The organism is Lactobacillus sp. UMNPBX16 (assembly GCF_002553775.1).
GTDB lineage: Bacteria > Bacillota > Bacilli > Lactobacillales > Lactobacillaceae > Lactobacillus > Lactobacillus crispatus.
The window spans coordinates 58,709-76,493 of the sequence record NZ_PCYU01000027.1 but is presented as its reverse complement, the minus strand read 5'-3'; the positions used below and the strand labels follow the sequence as shown (position 1 = coordinate 76,493).

22 protein-coding genes, 1 pseudogene and 1 other annotated feature are annotated in these 17,785 nt (G+C 37.9%); of the genes and pseudogenes, 21 read left to right on the top strand and 2 right to left on the bottom strand.

Annotation, left to right across the window (positions count from 1 at the left end; translation table 11 throughout):
- Positions 1-67: 67 nt before the first annotated feature.
- From cysS to CP367_RS06925, 6 genes are all read left to right on the top strand, one after another.
- Positions 68-1,501: a cysteine--tRNA ligase gene (gene cysS / locus CP367_RS06950; protein ID WP_089142847.1), complete on the top strand. Its 1,434-nt coding sequence runs from the start codon at positions 68-70 to the stop codon at positions 1,499-1,501.
- A complete protein-coding gene (locus tag CP367_RS06945) occupies positions 1,494-1,937 on the top strand; it encodes a mini-ribonuclease III (RefSeq protein WP_013085836.1) in 444 nt (147 codons plus the stop codon). The genes cysS and CP367_RS06945 overlap by 8 nt, the downstream gene beginning before the upstream one ends.
- A complete protein-coding gene (gene rlmB / locus CP367_RS06940; protein ID WP_005724210.1) occupies positions 1,924-2,679 on the top strand; it encodes a 23S rRNA (guanosine(2251)-2'-O)-methyltransferase RlmB in 756 nt (251 codons plus the stop codon). The genes CP367_RS06945 and rlmB overlap by 14 nt, the downstream gene beginning before the upstream one ends.
- Positions 2,680-2,812: 133 nt before the next feature.
- Positions 2,813-3,358: a DNA-directed RNA polymerase subunit sigma gene (locus CP367_RS06935; RefSeq protein ID WP_005720419.1), complete on the top strand. Its 546-nt coding sequence runs from the start codon at positions 2,813-2,815 to the stop codon at positions 3,356-3,358.
- A gap of 63 nt (positions 3,359-3,421) precedes the next feature.
- Positions 3,422-3,640, top strand: a complete 219-nt coding sequence (locus tag CP367_RS06930; protein ID WP_005720420.1) for a hypothetical protein — start codon at positions 3,422-3,424, stop codon at positions 3,638-3,640.
- Between the two features lie 116 nt (positions 3,641-3,756).
- A complete protein-coding gene (locus CP367_RS06925) occupies positions 3,757-5,265 on the top strand; it encodes a gluconokinase (RefSeq protein ID WP_089147632.1) in 1,509 nt (502 codons plus the stop codon).
- Positions 5,266-5,311: 46 nt separating this feature from the next.
- On the opposite strand, the gene CP367_RS06920 is transcribed toward CP367_RS06925, so the two are convergent.
- Positions 5,312-7,057, bottom strand: a complete 1,746-nt coding sequence (locus CP367_RS06920) for a 1-deoxy-D-xylulose-5-phosphate synthase (RefSeq protein WP_089147633.1) — start codon at positions 7,055-7,057, stop codon at positions 5,312-5,314.
- Between the two features lie 185 nt (positions 7,058-7,242).
- Between CP367_RS06920 and rpmG the strand changes: the two genes are divergently transcribed.
- The 11 genes from rpmG to phoU all read left to right on the top strand — a co-directional run bounded on the left by rpmG (position 7,243) and on the right by phoU (position 14,693).
- Complete coding sequence (rpmG, locus tag CP367_RS06915) at positions 7,243-7,392, top strand: 50S ribosomal protein L33 (protein ID WP_005720427.1); 150 nt, start codon at positions 7,243-7,245, stop codon at positions 7,390-7,392.
- A gap of 9 nt (positions 7,393-7,401) precedes the next feature.
- On the top strand, positions 7,402-7,572 hold the full coding sequence (gene secE, locus CP367_RS06910) for a preprotein translocase subunit SecE (protein ID WP_005720429.1): 171 nt from the start codon (positions 7,402-7,404) through the stop codon (positions 7,570-7,572).
- A 108-nt stretch (positions 7,573-7,680) separates the two neighbouring features.
- A complete protein-coding gene (gene nusG / locus CP367_RS06905; protein WP_013085841.1) occupies positions 7,681-8,238 on the top strand; it encodes a transcription termination/antitermination protein NusG in 558 nt (185 codons plus the stop codon).
- Between the two features lie 130 nt (positions 8,239-8,368).
- Complete coding sequence (gene rplK / locus CP367_RS06900) at positions 8,369-8,794, top strand: 50S ribosomal protein L11 (RefSeq protein WP_004045505.1); 426 nt, start codon at positions 8,369-8,371, stop codon at positions 8,792-8,794.
- A gap of 77 nt (positions 8,795-8,871) precedes the next feature.
- Entirely contained in the window at positions 8,872-9,564 is a 693-nt protein-coding gene (gene rplA / locus CP367_RS06895; protein WP_005720434.1) for a 50S ribosomal protein L1, read from the top strand.
- 119 nt (positions 9,565-9,683) lie between these two features.
- Entirely contained in the window at positions 9,684-10,550 is an 867-nt protein-coding gene (locus CP367_RS06890) for a phosphate ABC transporter substrate-binding protein (RefSeq protein WP_023488539.1), read from the top strand.
- Between the two features lie 3 nt (positions 10,551-10,553).
- Positions 10,554-11,549, top strand: a complete 996-nt coding sequence (gene pstC / locus CP367_RS06885; RefSeq protein ID WP_013085843.1) for a phosphate ABC transporter permease subunit PstC — start codon at positions 10,554-10,556, stop codon at positions 11,547-11,549.
- 1 nt (position 11,550) lies between these two features.
- Positions 11,551-12,438: a phosphate ABC transporter permease PstA gene (gene pstA / locus CP367_RS06880; protein ID WP_013085844.1), complete on the top strand. Its 888-nt coding sequence runs from the start codon at positions 11,551-11,553 to the stop codon at positions 12,436-12,438.
- 8 nt (positions 12,439-12,446) lie between these two features.
- Positions 12,447-13,241 (top strand): phosphate ABC transporter ATP-binding protein PstB, encoded by a 795-nt coding sequence (gene pstB, locus CP367_RS06875; protein ID WP_005720438.1) that lies wholly within the window; start codon positions 12,447-12,449, stop codon positions 13,239-13,241.
- 1 nt (position 13,242) lies between these two features.
- Positions 13,243-13,998: a phosphate ABC transporter ATP-binding protein PstB gene (pstB, locus tag CP367_RS06870; protein WP_065990043.1), complete on the top strand. Its 756-nt coding sequence runs from the start codon at positions 13,243-13,245 to the stop codon at positions 13,996-13,998.
- A 17-nt stretch (positions 13,999-14,015) separates the two neighbouring features.
- On the top strand, positions 14,016-14,693 hold the full coding sequence (gene phoU / locus CP367_RS06865; protein WP_005720440.1) for a phosphate signaling complex protein PhoU: 678 nt from the start codon (positions 14,016-14,018) through the stop codon (positions 14,691-14,693).
- A 60-nt stretch (positions 14,694-14,753) separates the two neighbouring features.
- On the opposite strand, the pseudogene CP367_RS06860 reads toward phoU, so the two are convergent.
- Positions 14,754-15,373: pseudogene (locus CP367_RS06860) on the bottom strand (IS982 family transposase).
- Positions 15,374-15,454: 81 nt separating this feature from the next.
- Between CP367_RS06860 and CP367_RS06855 the strand changes: the two are divergent.
- The 4 genes from CP367_RS06855 (at position 15,455) to CP367_RS06840 (ending at position 17,783) form a co-directional block, all read left to right on the top strand.
- Positions 15,455-15,658 (top strand): hypothetical protein, encoded by a 204-nt coding sequence (locus CP367_RS06855; protein WP_227411405.1) that lies wholly within the window; start codon positions 15,455-15,457, stop codon positions 15,656-15,658.
- A 113-nt stretch (positions 15,659-15,771) separates the two neighbouring features.
- Positions 15,772-15,893, top strand: a sequence feature (ribosomal protein L10 leader region).
- A gap of 43 nt (positions 15,894-15,936) precedes the next feature.
- A complete protein-coding gene (rplJ, locus tag CP367_RS06850) occupies positions 15,937-16,449 on the top strand; it encodes a 50S ribosomal protein L10 (protein ID WP_005720444.1) in 513 nt (170 codons plus the stop codon).
- A gap of 52 nt (positions 16,450-16,501) precedes the next feature.
- Positions 16,502-16,864: a 50S ribosomal protein L7/L12 gene (gene rplL, locus CP367_RS06845; protein WP_005720445.1), complete on the top strand. Its 363-nt coding sequence runs from the start codon at positions 16,502-16,504 to the stop codon at positions 16,862-16,864.
- Between the two features lie 76 nt (positions 16,865-16,940).
- Positions 16,941-17,783: an ion transporter gene (locus CP367_RS06840; RefSeq protein WP_089147830.1), complete on the top strand. Its 843-nt coding sequence runs from the start codon at positions 16,941-16,943 to the stop codon at positions 17,781-17,783.
- Positions 17,784-17,785 lie beyond the last annotated feature (2 nt).

The window sequence follows — 17,785 nt, the reverse complement described above, 5'->3', positions numbered from 1 at the left end:
GCAAATAAATGCAGCTTCTTTTTTCATCTGCTAAAATAAAAATTAGTTATTTTGACAGAAGGGACAAGTGTTAGCCGTGAGAGTTTATAATACACTGACGCGTAAAAAAGAAGAATTTAAGCCATTAGTTCCAGGACATATCAGCATGTATGTCTGTGGACCAACGGTGTATAACTATATTCACATTGGTAATGCCAGAAGCGCAATTGCTTTTGACACCATTAGACGCTATTTTGAATATAAGGGTTATGACGTTAAGTATGTTTCTAACTTTACTGATGTTGATGACAAGATGATCAACGAAGCGAGAGCTGAAAAAACGACTGTACCCAAATTGGCTGAAAAGTTTATCAATGCTTTTTTGGCTGATACGACAGCGCTAAACATTGAGCCGGCGACTTTGCATCCCCGTGCAACTCATGAAATTAATGACATTATCGCTTTTGTTAAAAGCCTAATTGACAATGGCTATGCTTATGAAGTAGACGGCGATGTTTATTATCGTGCCAAAAAGTTTAAGCATTACGGTCAGTTAAGTGATCAAAATATTGAACAGCTTGAAGAGGGTGCTTCAGAGCACATTAACGATACAGAACAAAGCCGCAAAGAAGATCCAATCGATTTTGCTTTGTGGAAGGCGCAAAAGGAACCCGATGAAATTGCTTGGGATTCACCATGGGGCAAGGGACGGCCAGGCTGGCATATTGAATGTTCTGTCATGAGTACCAAATATTTAGGCGATACGATCGATATTCATGGTGGTGGTCAAGACCTTGAATTTCCGCACCATGAGAATGAAATTGCACAAAGTGAAGCTAAGACCGGGAAAAAGTTTGTTAATTATTGGCTGCATAACGGTTTTGTAACTGTCGGTAAAGATCAGGAAAAGATGTCTAAATCACTGCACAATTTCGTAACAGTGCACGATATTTTAAGGGAAGTTGATCCGCAAGTACTGCGCTTCTTCATGGCTAGCGTACAATATCGCCGCCAAATTAACTATTCTGCTGAAAATTTAGCACAAGCAGCTACAATTTTAGATCGCTTTAAAAATACTTTGACTAATATTAATTACCGTCTAGCAGATGATACAGCTAGTGAAGAATCAGCCGAATTAGCACAGGCGATTATGGCAACTAACGAAAAATTTGAACAGGCGATGGACGATGACTTTAATGTCCAAAATGCTTTAACAGCTATCTATGATTTGTTGCCTGTAGTCAATGCCAACGCTAATGCTGCTAGAGCTGACAAGCAAGAATTGCAAAAGTTTAAAGAGAAATTAGCTAGTTGGTTATTAGTGTTTGGCGTGGATACTAATAAGCTTTGCGTTAAAAATGCTGGCTCCAATGACGATGAAATTGACGCTTTAGTTAAAAAGCGTGATGAGGCTCGAGCAAATAAAGATTGGGCAACTAGTGATCAAATTCGTGATCAATTAAAGGAAATGGGGATCACTATTCAAGATACCCCACAAGGAACTAGGTGGACTCGTGACTAAAATAAAAAAACTAACGGAAGAGGATGTTAATCCGGATACTTTAAATGGACAAACTTTAGCCTATTTAGGGGATGCAGTGTATGAAGTAATTATTCGCAGACACCTAGTTAAAGGCGGTATCGTTAAACCACAAGTATTGCAGCGTGAAGCGACTCACTATGTTTCAGCTAAAGCACAAGCTGCGTTGGTAACTAAGATGCAAGATGAAGAAATGTTAACGGATGATGAATTAGCTGCTTTTCGTCGTGGACGTAATGCTAAAAGTCATACTAAGGCTAAGAATACTAGCTTGAAAACATACCAATTATCAACAGGCTTTGAAGCAATGATTGGTTATCTTTATTTACTGGGAAAAAATGATCGAGTGGCAGACTTAAGCAAGTGGTGTATTGATACTGTAGAAGAGGACGGGCTGAAAAATTATGACTTCAAATAAAGATTTTGTCTTTGGACGCCATGCCGGACTTGATTATTTAAAAACACAAAGTGCCGACAAGATTAATAAGGTTTTTTTGCAACACGGTGTACAAGAAGAATTTGCTAATCAAGTTTATAGTTTAGCTAAAAAAAAGCGTTTAGTTGTTCAAGACGTGCCTAAAAATAAGCTTGATCGTTTGGTTGCTGGTGGCAATCACCAAGGTCTAGTTTTAGCAATTTCTAGCTTTGAATATGCAGATTTAAATCAATTGCTGGACAAGTATGATGCAGAAGGTAAAGAACCATTTTTATTAATGTTGGATTCTATTGAAGACCCTCACAATCTGGGATCAATTTTGCGTTCAGCCGATGCTACTGGCGTTGATGGGATCATTATTCCTAAGCGTCACGCGACTGGCTTAACTTCGGTAGTAGCTAAAACATCTACAGGAGCAATTGATTATGTGCCAGTAGCGCGCGTTAATAATTTAGTTCAAACTACTAAAGAACTGAAGAAACGCGGTTACTGGGTCTTTGGAACTGATATGGCAGGTACTGATTATCGTGAATGGAATGCCCAAGGCAAGACTGTACTGGTAATTGGTAACGAAGGTAAAGGCATCGCCCCATTACTTAAAAAGCAGATGGATCAAACTATTACTTTGCCAATGGTTGGTCACGTACAATCCTTAAATGCTAGTGTGGCAACCGGGGTATTGCTTTATCAAGCTTATAATAGTAGAAATCCATTAGTAAAATAAACAGAAAGTAGACAAAAGTGTGAGTTTTGTCTACTTTTTTAGATACATAAAGCTCATTTCTGTCCATTAAACATGTGTTTTCTTCTCAAACTCAGGGGATAGTCTGTATTCTTTGAGGTGGAGGATAAATTGAATGATTAATGAAGAGAAGCTGATTAAGAAAGTACGGGCAGGAGATGACCAAGCTTTAGAAAAATTGTTTCATTTATATGAGCCGTTAGTAAATTCAATCGTGAAGCAATTCTATTTGCATCATTATGATCGCAAAGATTGGGATCAAGAGGCAATGATTGTTTGTTATGAAGCAGCACTAGTTTTCTCGCCTCAAAAGGGAAAATTTAGTAGTTTATATAAAACTAAATTGTTTAATCATGCACGGACCTTGGTACGTTACAATATGGCACGTCGCAGGCAAATCTATAGTCAATCGATCCCGCTAGAAAAGGCGGACATTCAAGGAAGCGTGAATGAACCATGCCGCTCTGAATTATCGATTCCAGTTGATGAGACTTACAATAATTTTGTTAATAGCTTGTCACACGTTGAATTAATTGCATTATTAACCATAATTGGCGAGATAAGTACAGAGTATGCGATTGATCATCTAAATATTGAAGCAATGAAGCTGGTCAGAGCTCGAGCACGAACTTTACAGAAAATGCGGAAAGTGCTTTTTTGATAGCTGATCAAAAGAAAGTGCGGTATAATAAGTAATGTAGAATATTTTAGGAGGTAATTTAAGATGGCAGACGAAATTATTAAGACTGCATTGTTAGACCGTCACATGAAGGAAGCTTTTGACTGGAGTGATTCAGATATGCCAGTTAGAGATGCCCTTTGGGACTACTTTATGGAAAAGAATGGTAGAGATACCATGAAGACGGAAGAAGATATGCTTCCATTTTTGAAAGACTCAGACGATAAAATCGAAGCCTTCGTTAACGAAAATCTTAAGAAGTAAATCCGACTAAAAAACAATGTTCTACGCACCGTGGTCACGCATAGTTTTGACCACTAAGACAGCTACCTTCTCCGGTGGCTGTTTTTTTATACTAAAATTAAGAAAGAATTTTAAAGATGAAATATATAATTGGCATAGACATAGGAACTACTGCGACTAAAGGTGTGTTGTATGGCGAAGATGGAAGTGAAGTAGCTAAATTGGCAATTTCCTATCCATTGATTCAGGAAGAAGCGGGGCAGGCTGAAGAAGATCCACAGCTTATTTTTGACGCGGTACAGAAAATGATTTATCAATTAAGTCAGAAAGCATCTGGTAAAATTTTGGCAATTTCTTGGTCTAGTCAGATGCACAGCTTAATTGGCTTAGGTGAAAATAATGAGTTACTGACAAACAGCATTACTTGGGCAGATAATCGTAGTAGTGATGTAGTGCAGCGGGCAAAAAAGTCGGGCTGGGCAAGAATGATTTATCAGCAAACGGGGATGCCGCCACATCCGATGGCGCCAGTGTATAAATTGCTGTGGCTTAAAGAAGAACAGCCAACACTTTTTGCACAAGTAAAAAAATGGATTAGTATCAAAGAATATATTATTTGGCGCTTAACTGGAAAAATATTAACTGATACAACTATGGCTGCTGGCAGTGGAATGATGAATTTAAAAACGCTGACCTGGGATGAAAAGATATTGGCTCAGATTGGGCTAGATCAAGTTCAATTGCCGACAATTGCTGATCAACAATCTACTGTGGGTAAAATTATTCCAGAATATCGTGCTAAATTGGGTTTAAATGATGAAACTCAAATCGTTTTGGGCGCAAGCGATGGGTATTTGTCAACGATTGGTGTCGGCGTTTTGGATGAGAAAGATTTTGCATTGAATGTTGGCACTTCTGGTGCGGTTAGAGTAATTGCACCGAAGGCAATTGTTGATCAAAAGAATCGCTTTTTCTGTTACCCTGTTGACGCCAAACATTATTTGCTTGGCGGCCCTGTAAATAATGGTGGAATTGTGTTCGATTGGGCCAGAAAAACAATTTTTGGCCCAGATGAAACGGCAGAGGACGTCTTAAATGTGGCACAAACTGCTCCGGCTGGAAGTAATGGATTGTTGTTTCATCCTTATCTTGGTGGTGAACGAGCTCCAATTTGGAATGCTCAAGCACGTGGATCTTTTGTTGGCTTGACGCGAAATCACACTAAACCGCAGATGGCTAGAAGTGTTTTGGAGGGAATTGTTTTTAACTTGCTTGGCGCCTCTCAAGGATTGCTTGATCAAGTGGGACAGCCTCAAGCTTTACGTGTTACTGGTGGCTTTGTGCAAAGTGATTTTGTTAGACAATTAATCGCGGACATTTTTAACTTACCAGTGATTGTAATTAAAAATGAGCAGTGTGGTACCCTAGCAGCTATGTTTTTAGCTAAAACTGCATTAGAAGATAAGCCAGACCTGGAAAAGATTAAAAAGCGTACTGCCGAAAGCCAAGTTTATTTTCCAAATCCCCAAAATGTAGCGATTTATCAAGAATTGATTCTCGTTTATCGAAAAATTGAGCATGAACTTGAAGCCTCTTATGAAGATTTGGCTCAGTTTCAAGATAAGCATCCACAGAAATTTGAGTAAAACAAAAAAGACGCATTGCGTCTTTTTTTCATAGATTGATTAACTATTAAGCATTTTCAATATCTTCAACAATCTGATCAACTGTCATACGATTGTCTTTCAAAATTTCTTTCAAAGGTACTTGATCAGTATAGACACGTTTTTGGCCGTAGTTGAGTACTTTAATATCCTTGTCGCCAAGGTAGGAAGCTACTTTTTCACCAAAACCGCCGTCCAAAATATTGTCTTCAATAGTAACAATAACTTTGTTTTCTTGAGTCAATTTGTCTAAAGCGGCAGTGTCTAAAATATTAGCAGAAACTGGATTTACTAAGCTAGCACCTGTCTTTTCAGCCACCTTTTTACCTAGCATATCGTACATATCACCTAACGCTAAAACAGCAACATCTTTACCTGGTTTAATGTCGTACTTGATTTCTGAATAGTCAACAGCAGTAATTTCTTTACCTTCAGGAACATCTTTGGTAGGCATCTTAATTGCTACAGGGTGCTTCTTTTGCTTAATAGCCCATTCCATCATTGCCTTTTCTTCGGCTAAGTTAGTTGGAGCAAGGTAGATCCAGTTAGGCAAGTTAGAAATCATTACTTGATCAAACACACCTAGGTGAGTCTTACTTGTGCCAGAAATGCCACCACCAGCAACCATCATTACAACTGGTAAATTATTAGCGGCAACATCGTGTGATAATTGATCAAATGCACGTTGCAAGAAGGTTGAATTTTCAAATAAAACTGGAGTTGCACCTTCCTTAGCCATTCCGGCAGCGAAGGCAACGGATTCTTGTTCAGCAATTCCTACATCATGGTAGTTTTCAGGATATTTGTTTTTAATTCTGTCTAAGCCGAAAACGCCGGGAATTGCGGCATTGATAGCCATGATCTTTTCACCATTATTGATGTGATCTTCAAGAACATCGAGTGCAATAGAGCTAGCGGTCGGACCTTCAGGCATTGCTACTGTCGTCTTGTCAGTCTTTAAATCGAATGGCATTACCCAGTGGTGTGCTTCTTCGTTGTCGATTGCAGGTTGATAACCTTTGCCCTTGAGAGTGTTGATATGAAGCAAAATAGGGTGATCAACATTTTTAACTGCTTTAAAAGCATCGATCATTGATTGGATATCATTACCATCTGCGACATAACGGTAATCAAAGCCCATTGCAGTAAATGGATTTTCTTTGGTTTCACCATTAGAATCACGCAGTTTCTTTAAAGCAGTAACTAAGCCACCGACGTTATCATCAATTGACATTTGATTGTCGTTTACCACTACAACTAAGTTATGCTTTTCAATTGCAGCGTTGTTTAGCCCTTCATAAGCAAGACCACCGGTCATTGAACCATCACCAATTAAGGCCATGATGTTTTCATGTTTGCCCATTAAATCGCGTGCTTTAGCCATCCCAGTTGCTAAGGCAATTGAGGTAGATGTGTGACCGACGGCGTAATAGTCATATGGGCTTTCATCAGGGTTGCTATATGGAGTTACATCTTCATAGTGGTCTGGATCAAGCCAAGCGAGTGCACGTCCAGTTAACATTTTGTGCGGGTAAGTTTGGTGGGAAACATCCCAGACAATCTTGTCCTTTGGTGCATTAAAAACATAGTGATAAGCAATTGTAGCTTCAACAATTCCTAAGTCGGGACCTAGGTGACCACCTTCAGCGGCATCTTTTTCTAAGATTAGAGTCCTAATTTCACTGGCTAACTTTTCCATTTCTGGAAGAGATAATTTTTTTAAATCAGCAGGACCAGAAATTTTATTCAATAGATATTCAGGATGTTTATTCATTATTATGTCCTTTCTAACAAGTAGTTACACTTATTATAGATAAGCAAAAATCAAAATAAAAATATTTAGTTGTAATTGAGCTCGATTACTTTTAGTAATGTAAATCAGATTATTGACGTAGGAAGGGGCAACAGTATAAAATACTGAGTAAGTATGTGTTTTTATAAAAGTTTGGAAGTGAGATTATGGCAGTGAAAAAAGCAGCCTTAGCCTGCAGTGTTTGTGGGTCACGCAACTACTCAATCACCGCAAGTAAGAATCGCACTCAGCGACTTGAACTTCAAAAGTTTTGCAAACATTGCGGTAAGAAGACATTGCATAAGGAAACGAGGTAAATAAAGCTAATGATTAAGTTTTTTAAGAGTGTTGGTCATGAAATGAAATTGGTTAAATGGCCATCCGCAAAGCAAAATAGACGTGATACAGCAACTGTTATTACTAGTTCAATTTTATTTGCGGCATATTTAGGTGCACTTGACTGGCTCTTCACTTGGTTGACTCAAAGATTAATGTAATTGCTAGCAGAATTAGAAATTATCAGCGATTCATGCTATAATATTGACAGCTAAAAGAAAACCTCTGTGGGAGGTTTTTTTGTTTACCTAAAATTTAAGGAGAAAAATATGGTCGAAACAGCACAAAAGAAATGGTACGTTTTGCATACTTATTCAGGCTATGAAGACAAGGTTAAGTCAGACTTGTTGTCACGTGCACAAAGCATGGGGATGCAAGACTACATTTTCCGTGTAATGGTTCCAGAAGAAGAAAAAGTAGAAACCGTTCGCGGCAAGAAACAAGAAATTGAAGAAAAGATTTTCCCAGGATATGTTTTAGTTGAAATGGTAATGACTGATGAAAGTTGGTTCATCGTTAGAAACACACCTAATGTAACTGGGTTCGTTGGCTCACACGGTGGTGGCTCTAAGCCATCACCACTTCTTGATGAAGAAGTAACGCGTTTGCTTAAGAATCAAGGTCAACCTGCTAAGAAACCAGTAGCTAACTTTGATATTGGCGAATCAGTAACTATTACTGAAGGTGCATTTAATGGCATGGTAGGTAAGATTACTGATATTCAACCAGATAAGTACAAATTATACGTATCAGTTGACATGTTTGGTCGTGCGACTACTGCTGAACTTGATTATGATCAAGTTAAGAAGCTTGACGAAAACGAATAATATTTAGAATTTTTAGTTGTAATTGTACCCAAACGATGTTATTCTAATACGGTACGTTTATTATTGTGGGAGGAGAAAAAAGGAAAATTCTCCATTTTAACCGCATCACGGAATCAAGGAGGTTTTGACCGTGGCAAAGAAAGTTATTAACGTAGTTAAGTTACAAATCCCAGCTGGCGCTGCTACCCCAGCACCTCCAGTTGGTCCTGCATTGGGTCAAGCTGGTATTAACATTGTTGGTTTTACTAAGGACTTCAATGCTAGAACCGCTGACCAAAAGGGCATGATTATCCCTGTAGTTATTACTGTATATGAAGATCGTTCATTCGAATTCATTACTAAGACTCCACCAGCACCAGTTCTTTTAAAGCAAGCTGCTAAGATCCAAAAGGCTTCTGGTGAACCTAATACCAAGAAGGTTGGTAAGGTAACCAAGGACCAAGTTAAGGAAATTGCCGAGACTAAGATGAAAGACCTTAACGCTGCTGATATTGAAGCTGCCATGCGCATGGTTGAAGGTACCGCTAGAAGTATGGGTATTGAAGTCGAAGACTAATCCTGTTATTTAGGTAACAAATTAGGTGGGAGAGTTAAGAGAAGCTCGTTTGACCACATATACAAGGAGGAAATCACATGCCAAAGCATGGTAAGAAATATTTAGATGCTGCCAAGAAGGTAGACTCAAATAAATTATACTCAGTAGCAGAAGCTATGAAACTTGTTAAGGAAACTTCATACGCAAACTTTGATGCTACTGTTGATGTAGCTTACAACTTAAGCGTAGATCCTAAGCAAGCTGACCAACAAATTCGTGGTTCTATCGTTTTACCAAATGGTACCGGTAAGACCCAAACCGTTGTAGTATTTGCTGAAGGCCCACAAGCTGATCAAGCTAAGGCTGCAGGTGCTGACTTTGTTGGCTCAGATGACTTGGTAGAAAAGATCCAAGGCGGCTGGTTAGACTTTGACGTTGTAGTAGCTACTCCAATGATGATGGCTAAGGTAGGTCGTTTAGGTCGTATTCTTGGACCTAAGGGCTTAATGCCTAACCCTAAGACTGGTACTGTTACTATGGATATCGAAAAGGCTGTTAAGAATGTTAAGGCTGGTCAAGTTGAATACCGTGTTGACCGCCAAGCAGCTATTCACACTCCTATTGGTAAGGTATCATTCACTGAAGACCAATTAGTTGAAAACTTTGACGCATTACGCGACGTTATCTTACGTGCTCGTCCAGCTTCAGCTAAGGGTCAATACATTAAGAGTGTTGCTGTTTCAGCAACCTTTGGCCCAGGGATCAAGCTTGATCCATTAAACTTGGACTAATTTAAAATAGACTATTAAAAGCCTCGCTATTGCGAGGCTTTTTTCTATTCATTGACCTATTATTTTCGAACATGGTATCATAAATTGAACTTACAAATCTATATATTAAGGATAATGTCATGAAAAAGCATTCTATTGGAAAACTAGTCATTATGTTGGTGCTAATGCTAGCTTTTGTTACGGGCTGTGCTAATAATGGTTCTAAAATCACTATTGTTGGTTCAAGTGCAATGCAGCTTTTAGCAGAACAAGCAGGTAATGATTATCGCTTAAGTCATCAAGACAGCAACATTGTCGTGCAGGGTGGAGGATCAGGTACAGGATTGAGCCAGGTTCAAGCTGGTGCAGTCCAGATTGGAACCTCTGATGTTTTTGCCGAAACACAAAAGGGAATTGATGCCAAGAAACTTCGTGATTATAAAATTGCAGTAGTTGGTATTGTTCCAATTGTTAATAAGGGTGTAGGTGTGAAAAATGTTTCGCAAAAGCAATTGAAACAGATCTTCACTGGTAAATTAACGAATTGGAAGCAACTAGGTGGCAAAAATGAAGCCATAACTGTGATCAATCGTTCTAAGGGAAGTGGTACTAGATCTGCTTTCGAAGATATAATTTTACAAGGAACAAAACCAGTTAAGTCGCAAGAACAGGACTCTAACGGTGCCGTTAAAAAGATTGTTAATTCAACGCCGGGTACGATTAGTTACTTGTCCTTTCCTTATGCTCATGATACCAATATTCAAAAGTTGAGTATTAATGGGGTAAAGCCAACTAACAAAAATATTACTACTAATAAGTGGAAGATTTGGTGTTATGAGCACATGTACACTAAGGGTAAGCCCAACAAACAAACTAAAGCGTTTATTAATTATATGTTAGGTGAAAAAGTACAAAAAGATCTTGTACCTAAGATTGGGTACCTCAGTATCAATGAAATGAAAGTAACTCGTAATAGCAAGAATCAAGTTACACAAATAGGAAAATAGTTCATGGATAAGAAGGATAAATTAAAGGAAGTTGTTGATCAAGCAATTGCTAGTCAACACGTTCCACACGTTAAATTAAAAAAGATGGGTCCGACTAGTGTTGATATTGATAAATTAACCAAGCCATCTAAAGAGACTCATCAAGAATATTGGGGCAAGGGTTTAACTTACTTGGCAATTGTTTTGATTATTGTCTTAGTTGTCTCAATTATCGGCTTTGTCGGCTATCACGGCTTGGCTACTTTTGTCAGCGATCATGTTAATGTCTTTCACTTTTTGACTTCAACTGATTGGGACCCGGGTGAGGGCAAGAATCATGTTGGTGCTGCGGTAATGATCGTTACTTCGTTCTTAGTAACTCTTTTAGCAGCATTGGTAGCCACCCCGTTTGCAATTGCAATAGCTCTTTATATGACTGAATATTCATCTAAAAAGGGTGCCAATTTCTTACAGTCAGTGACTGAATTATTAGTTGGAATTCCGTCTGTAGTTTATGGTTTCTTGGGATTAACTATCATCGTGCCTGTGATCAGAAAACTATTTGGTGGAACAGGTTTTGGTATTTTAGCAGCTACGTTGGTGTTGTTCGTTATGGTTTTACCAACAATCACATCATTAACGGTTGATAGTTTAAAGGCTGTACCAAGTCATTTTAGAAAAGCTTCAATGGCCTTAGGTTCTACGCATTGGCAGACTATTTATCATGTTGTTTTGCGAGTTGCTACGCCTAGAATTTTGACGGCGGTAATCTTCGGAATGGCAAGGGCCTTCGGTGAAGCTTTAGCCGTACAAATGGTTATCGGTAATGCCGTCTTGATGCCATACAATTTGGTCAGTCCATCAGCAACATTAACTAGCCAATTAACTAGTCAAATGGGAAATACGGTCATGGGAACTTTGCCAAACAATGCATTATGGTCATTAGCATTATTGCTTTTAATTATGTCTTTGGTATTTAATTTCCTAGTTAAGTTAATTGGAAAGAAGGGACAAAAGTAATATGGATGCAAAAAAGAAAGATAAATTAGCTACGGCGATTATCTATATTTTGGTAGGAATTGTTGTATTAATTTTGGCCGGTATCCTAGGTGATATCTTGATTACAGGTATTCCACATTTGTCCTGGCACTTTTTGAGTTCTGAAGCCTCATCATACCAAGCTGGTGGTGGGGTACGTGATCAACTTTTCAATTCAATTTATTTGTTAATTTTGACTACTATTATCTCCTTACCAATTGCTTTAGGAGCAGCAATTTATCTAGCAGAATATGCTAAAGATAATTGGGTGACCAATTTGATTAGAACTACAATTCAAATTCTTAGTTCATTACCATCAATTGTAGTTGGCTTATTTGGTTATTTATTGTTTGTAGTTCAATTTGGCTTTGGTTTTTCAATTATTTCTGGTGCTTTAGCTTTGACCTTCTTTAATTTGCCAATTTTAACTAGCAATATTGAAGAAGCAATCAAGGGCGTCCCACAAGATCAACGTGAAGCAGGATTGGCTTTAGGATTATCTAATTGGAAAACTATTCGCGGAATTGTTTTACCCGCTGCTCTTCCCGGAATTTTAACTGGAATTATTTTGAGTGCGGGCCGAATCTTCGGGGAAGCTGCTGCTTTGATCTATACAGCGGGACAAAGTGGATCAACAGTCAATTATGCGGACTGGAATCCATTTAGTCCAACTAGTCCACTTAATGTAATGCGGCCAGCCGAAACATTGGCGGTCCACATTTGGAAAGTAAATACTGAAGGAATTATTCCTGATGCCACGATTGTTTCAGCAGCTACTTCAGCGCTCTTGGTTATTGTGGTAATCGTATTTAATTTAGGTGCACGTTATTTAGGCAATAAATTGTACCGCAAGTTAACTGCAGCTAAGTAGGTGAAATAATGCAAGATTTAAAACCTAGCTATATTAAAACTTTTGCAAATGATGATTTGGAATTATCAACTGAAGATTTAAGTGTTCTTTATGGCGGTAAGGTACAAAAATTATTTGATGCCAGTCTTCAATTTAAAAAGAACACGATTACAGCTTTGATCGGTGCTTCGGGTTCAGGTAAATCAACATTTTTACGTTCATTAAATCGAATGAATGATCGAGTAGCAACTGTTAACGGAAAAATCTGGTTTCATGGTTTAGATGTGAATAAGCCTAATATCAATGTTTATGAATTAAGAAAAAACATTGGCATGGTTTTTCAGCGGCCTAATCCATTTCCTAAATCAATTAGAGAAAATATTGTTTATGCTTTGAAGGCAGATGGACATAAGGATCGGGCAGAACTTGATCGAGTTGTAGAAGAAAGTTTGCGTGCGGCTGCTTTATGGGATGAAGTTAAAGATAAGCTGGATAAAAGTGCATTAGCATTGTCGGGTGGTCAACAACAGCGTTTATGCATTGCTCGTGCTTTAGCTGTTAAGCCAGAAATTTTACTACTGGACGAACCTGCCAGCGCTTTGGATCCTGTTTCTACTTCTAAACTGGAAGATACCCTTAAGCAGTTGAGGAGTAAGTATACTATGATTATGGTAACTCACAACATGCAGCAAGCCTCAAGAATTAGTGATTATACTGCATTCTTCCATTTAGGACATGCAATTGAATATAATTCAACGGCAGAGATCTTTACTAATCCTAAGGGTAAGATTACTGAAAACTATATTCAGGGAAGTTTTGGATAAAATGACAACAATAATTTCAGCAAAAGATGTACATCTAAGTTATGGCAATTATGAAGCACTGCACGGGATCAGTCTTGATTTTAAGAAAAAAGAATTAACAGCTTTGATCGGTCCAAGTGGTTGTGGTAAATCTACTTTTTTACGCTGTCTTAATCGAATGAACGATGACATCGAAAACATTAAGATCACAGGTGAAATCAAGTTTGAAGGCCAAGATATCTATAATTCTAAAATGGATTTGGTCAGTCTACGTAAAGAAGTCGGCATGGTTTTTCAACAGCCAACCCCATTCCCGTTTTCCGTATATGACAATGTGGCTTATGGCTTAAAAATTGCTGGTGTTAAAGACAAAGAGCTAATTGATCAGCGGGTAGAAGAGAGTCTTAAGCAAGCTGCTATTTGGAAAGAAACAAGGGACAATTTAACTAGAAACGCTCAAGCATTTTCAGGAGGACAGCAGCAAAGAATTTGTATTGCTCGTGCGTTGGCTGTTAGACCTAAAGTTGTTTTATTAGATGAGCCCACAAGTGCGCTTGACCCAATTTCAAGTAGTGAGATTGAAGAGACACTGATGGAACTAAAGCATCAGTATACTTTTATTATGGTGACTCACAATTTGCAGCAAGCAGGACGAATTTCTGATCAGACCGCCTTTTTGATGAATGGCGATTTGATTGAAGCTGGTCCAACTGAAGAAATGTTTATTGCACCTAAGAAACAAATCACAAGTGATTATCTTAACGGTCGTTTTGGTTAAAATTTTGAGGTAAAAAGATGCACGAAATATTTTTGGATGAACTGAAAAAATTAAATACACAATTTATGGAAATGGGTGTCCTCGTCAACGATGATATTGACCATGCTACCCGTGCTTTTGTTGATCATGATAAAAAGACTGCGCAGTCAATGGTTGATGATGAAGAAAAGATTCCTACAGAATCAATTAATATTCAAAAGCAAGCCTTAAAATTAATGGCCTTGCAGCAACCGGTAGCTACTGATTTTAGAGTTGTTATCAGTATTTTAAAGGCCACTACTGACTTGGAGCGAATTGGTGAAAATGCTATGAGTATTGCTCTGGAAACAATCAGAGTAAAAGGTAATCCTCGTATTCCAGAAGTTGAAGAAATTATTTCTAATATGACACATAATGTGCGACATATGTTAATTCAAGTTTTAACTGCTTACGTGCAAGATGATGAAAAAATGGCACGTGAAGTGGCTAGTCGTGATAGCATGATTGACCACGACTATGTAAGAGCTCGTCAATTGATCGTTGATGGAATTGAAGATGATCCTTCGCGTGCAATGGCTTCATCAAGCTATTTTGTAGTTACCCGTTTACTTGAACGAATCGGTGACCACATTGTTAACTTGGCTAGCTGGGTCGTTTATAAAACTACGGGTGAACTAGAAGAACTATCTAATTCAACTGAAAGTGAAACGATTTAAATAAAGTACCGTAAAAAGCGGTGCTTTTTTTGTAATAAAAAACAGTTGATACGCGTGGTGCTAGTTAAATCGTTCTAGACAATATGCCATATTATAAGCTAAAATAGCTATTTCTAGCCGCTGTTGAAAGCCTACTGGACTTCTTGCTCGATTATTCTCAGCGTTGTAATAACTAAGCAAAGAAAAGTCGCTTTCAATGCTTCTTCTAATTGCCATCATCGCTTACTATTGCGTGGACCTTGAAGCCATAATAATAGACTTTCTTGGTTGCTTTATAACCAATATCAGCTACGCCCCGAAAGATCTTGACACGATAATTGCGAACAGGCTGGGAAACTATCAATAATCAAAAATTCTCCAGCTGTCTTTACTTCTTGATTCCAAGCCTGACGGATACAACGAATTAGAGGCAAGAGCATTCGAGCTCGACGGTTAAAACGAGAATGAGATAAGCCAACGAAGAATTTACAGAATCGTCGTTGAGATTCAATTCCAATTTCAGTTTGCCAAATGAGCATCGCTAAGATAGAACTATCAGGAAGCTTGGTCTGATCAACATTTTTACGATGTTTAAGTCCATCAGGCGCATAAAGCTTATACAGCGAGCGACAAATCACATTTAACCGATTAAAACTAACTTGTAAATGGTGAGAAAAACGCTTAAGCTTGAGATAGTTCAATTAGATCAGACTATTTTCTATTTAAATTACTTACAACTTTTATTAACTAAAACGATTTAACTAGCACCACGCGTATAATTAATGAATATTTCAAAAACTGTATTGGCGTTATACCAAACAATTATTGGTGAAAAACAGAAACGCTTAATTAAGACAGCAGATGCTTATTTGGACATTAACTACGGTGATAAAGTTTATCAGATAATTGATCAAGTTAAGGAACGTAATATTCCAATTTTGTCTTTTGGGGATACAGCAGATCAAAACAATACTTACTCAAACTAGACTGTTTTTGGCAATGATCAAGTAGACGAGATGGTGGATAAAATTAATGAAATCATCAATAACCAAAATAAATAAAATTATCTTTTGCATTTTACAGCAAAGCTTGCTATAATAATTAACTGTAAATTCTACCTAAGACTCGGGTGGCATGACGCCTCAAAATCCCGCCGAGGCCAGAAGATGATGAAGATTTTTATGCTCCATGTCTTTCGGCATGGAGTTTTTGCTTTTTTAAGGCCTTATAGAATTTATCAATGTGATCATGGAGGTGAAATAATTTGAGTAAAGCTGCTATTGCTGAAAAAGAAAAGTTCGTTGATGCATTTGCTGAAGAACTTAAAGCTGCTAAGGCAATCTTGGTAATTAACTACCTTGGTTTGACTGTTGAAGAAGTTACTAACATGCGTAAGGAACTTCGTGATAACGATGTTAAGATGAAGGTTATCAAGAACACCTACTTAAGACGTGCTGCTGCTAAGGCTGGTATCGAAGGTCTTGATGATACTTTTGTTGGACCAACTGCTGTTATCTACACTGATAACGCTGATGACGTTACTGAACCTGCACGTATCGTTTCTAAGTACGAAGATGACTTTGACGTTATCGAAATTAAGGGTGGTATGCTTGAAGGTAAGTTGACTTCTAAGGATGAAATCAAGGAACTTGCTGCTATCCCAGGCCGCGAAGGTTTGCTTTCAATGCTTGTTTCTGTATTACAAGCTCCTGTACGCGACTTCGCATATGCTGTTAAGGCTGTTGCTGAATCTAAGGATGAAGACTCAGCTGAATAATAAAGAAATTTATATTTAATATCTAAATTCTAATTTTTCGGAGGATACTTAAATGGCTTTAGATACTGATAAGATTATTGAAGAATTGAAGGGTGCTACCATCCTTGAATTGAACGACCTTGTAAAGGCTATTGAAGACGAATTTGACGTTACTGCTGCTGCTCCAGTTGCTGCTGCAGGTGCTGCAGACGCAGGTGCTGCTAAGTCAGAATTCGACGTTGAATTGACTGAAGCAGGTCAAGAAAAGGTTAAGGTTATTAAGGCAGTTCGTGACATTACTGGTCTTGGCCTTAAGGACTCAAAGGACCTTGTTGATGGTGCTCCTAAGAACGTTAAGGAAGGCGTTTCAGAAGACGAAGCTAACGACATCAAGGCTAAGCTTGAAGAAGTTGGTGCTACTGTAACCCTTAAATAGTTACAGCCCAACTGGGCAACTATGAATAAGCTCTTTGCTATGTGTGAAGAGCTTATTTTTTTGTATAATTAAATTTATGATGAAAGATATAGAAAGAAGACTAACGCCATATCAATGGGTAATGGCCATTTTAGCTATTATTTCGATTTTTTTGATTATTTTAGATTTTGCTGCGGTTATTAATATTGATGAACCGACTAGTAAATGGTTCTGGATCAATAGTGCAATTGTAGTATATTTTGCAATTAATTATTTTCGTGGCTTACATGCAGCAGAAGACAAGAAACTATATTTCAAAACTCACATTTATGACTTGCTGAGTATTATTCCAATGGGGTTATTGTTTATCAGCTTAAATATTTTTAATTTATCTGGGCTGGTATCAGATTTGCGGCTTTTGCGTTTGATTCGATTAGCTGGTTTGATGGGAAAATTACGTAATATTTTTCATACTAATGGCCTACTCTATGTAATCTTTTTTACAATTACATTTTTGTTGGTAGGAGCGGAAGCATTCGCAATCACTGAACATGTAACGCTGGATACTGCTTTTTGGTGGGTCATTTCAACAGCTACTACTGTCGGTTATGATGCAATTTTTGGCAAAACAATTCCACCGCATAGTATTGTAGGAAAATTCGTTACATTAGTAATGATGCTTTTAGGAATTGGAATAGTTGGTATGTTAACGTCATCGATTACTTCGTATTTGATGAGGAGAACGAATGGCGCAAATACGTTAAAAACGCATGATAATATTCAATTAATTTTGAAAAAGCTTGATAATTTAGAAAAGCAAAACAAGGATTTGGCTGATCAAAACAAAAAGATGCAAGCACAGATTAATGAATTGAAAGATGTACAGAATACAACGGAGCTGCATAAGATAAAAGAATGGTTTGAGAAAAAGAAAGGTTAGTT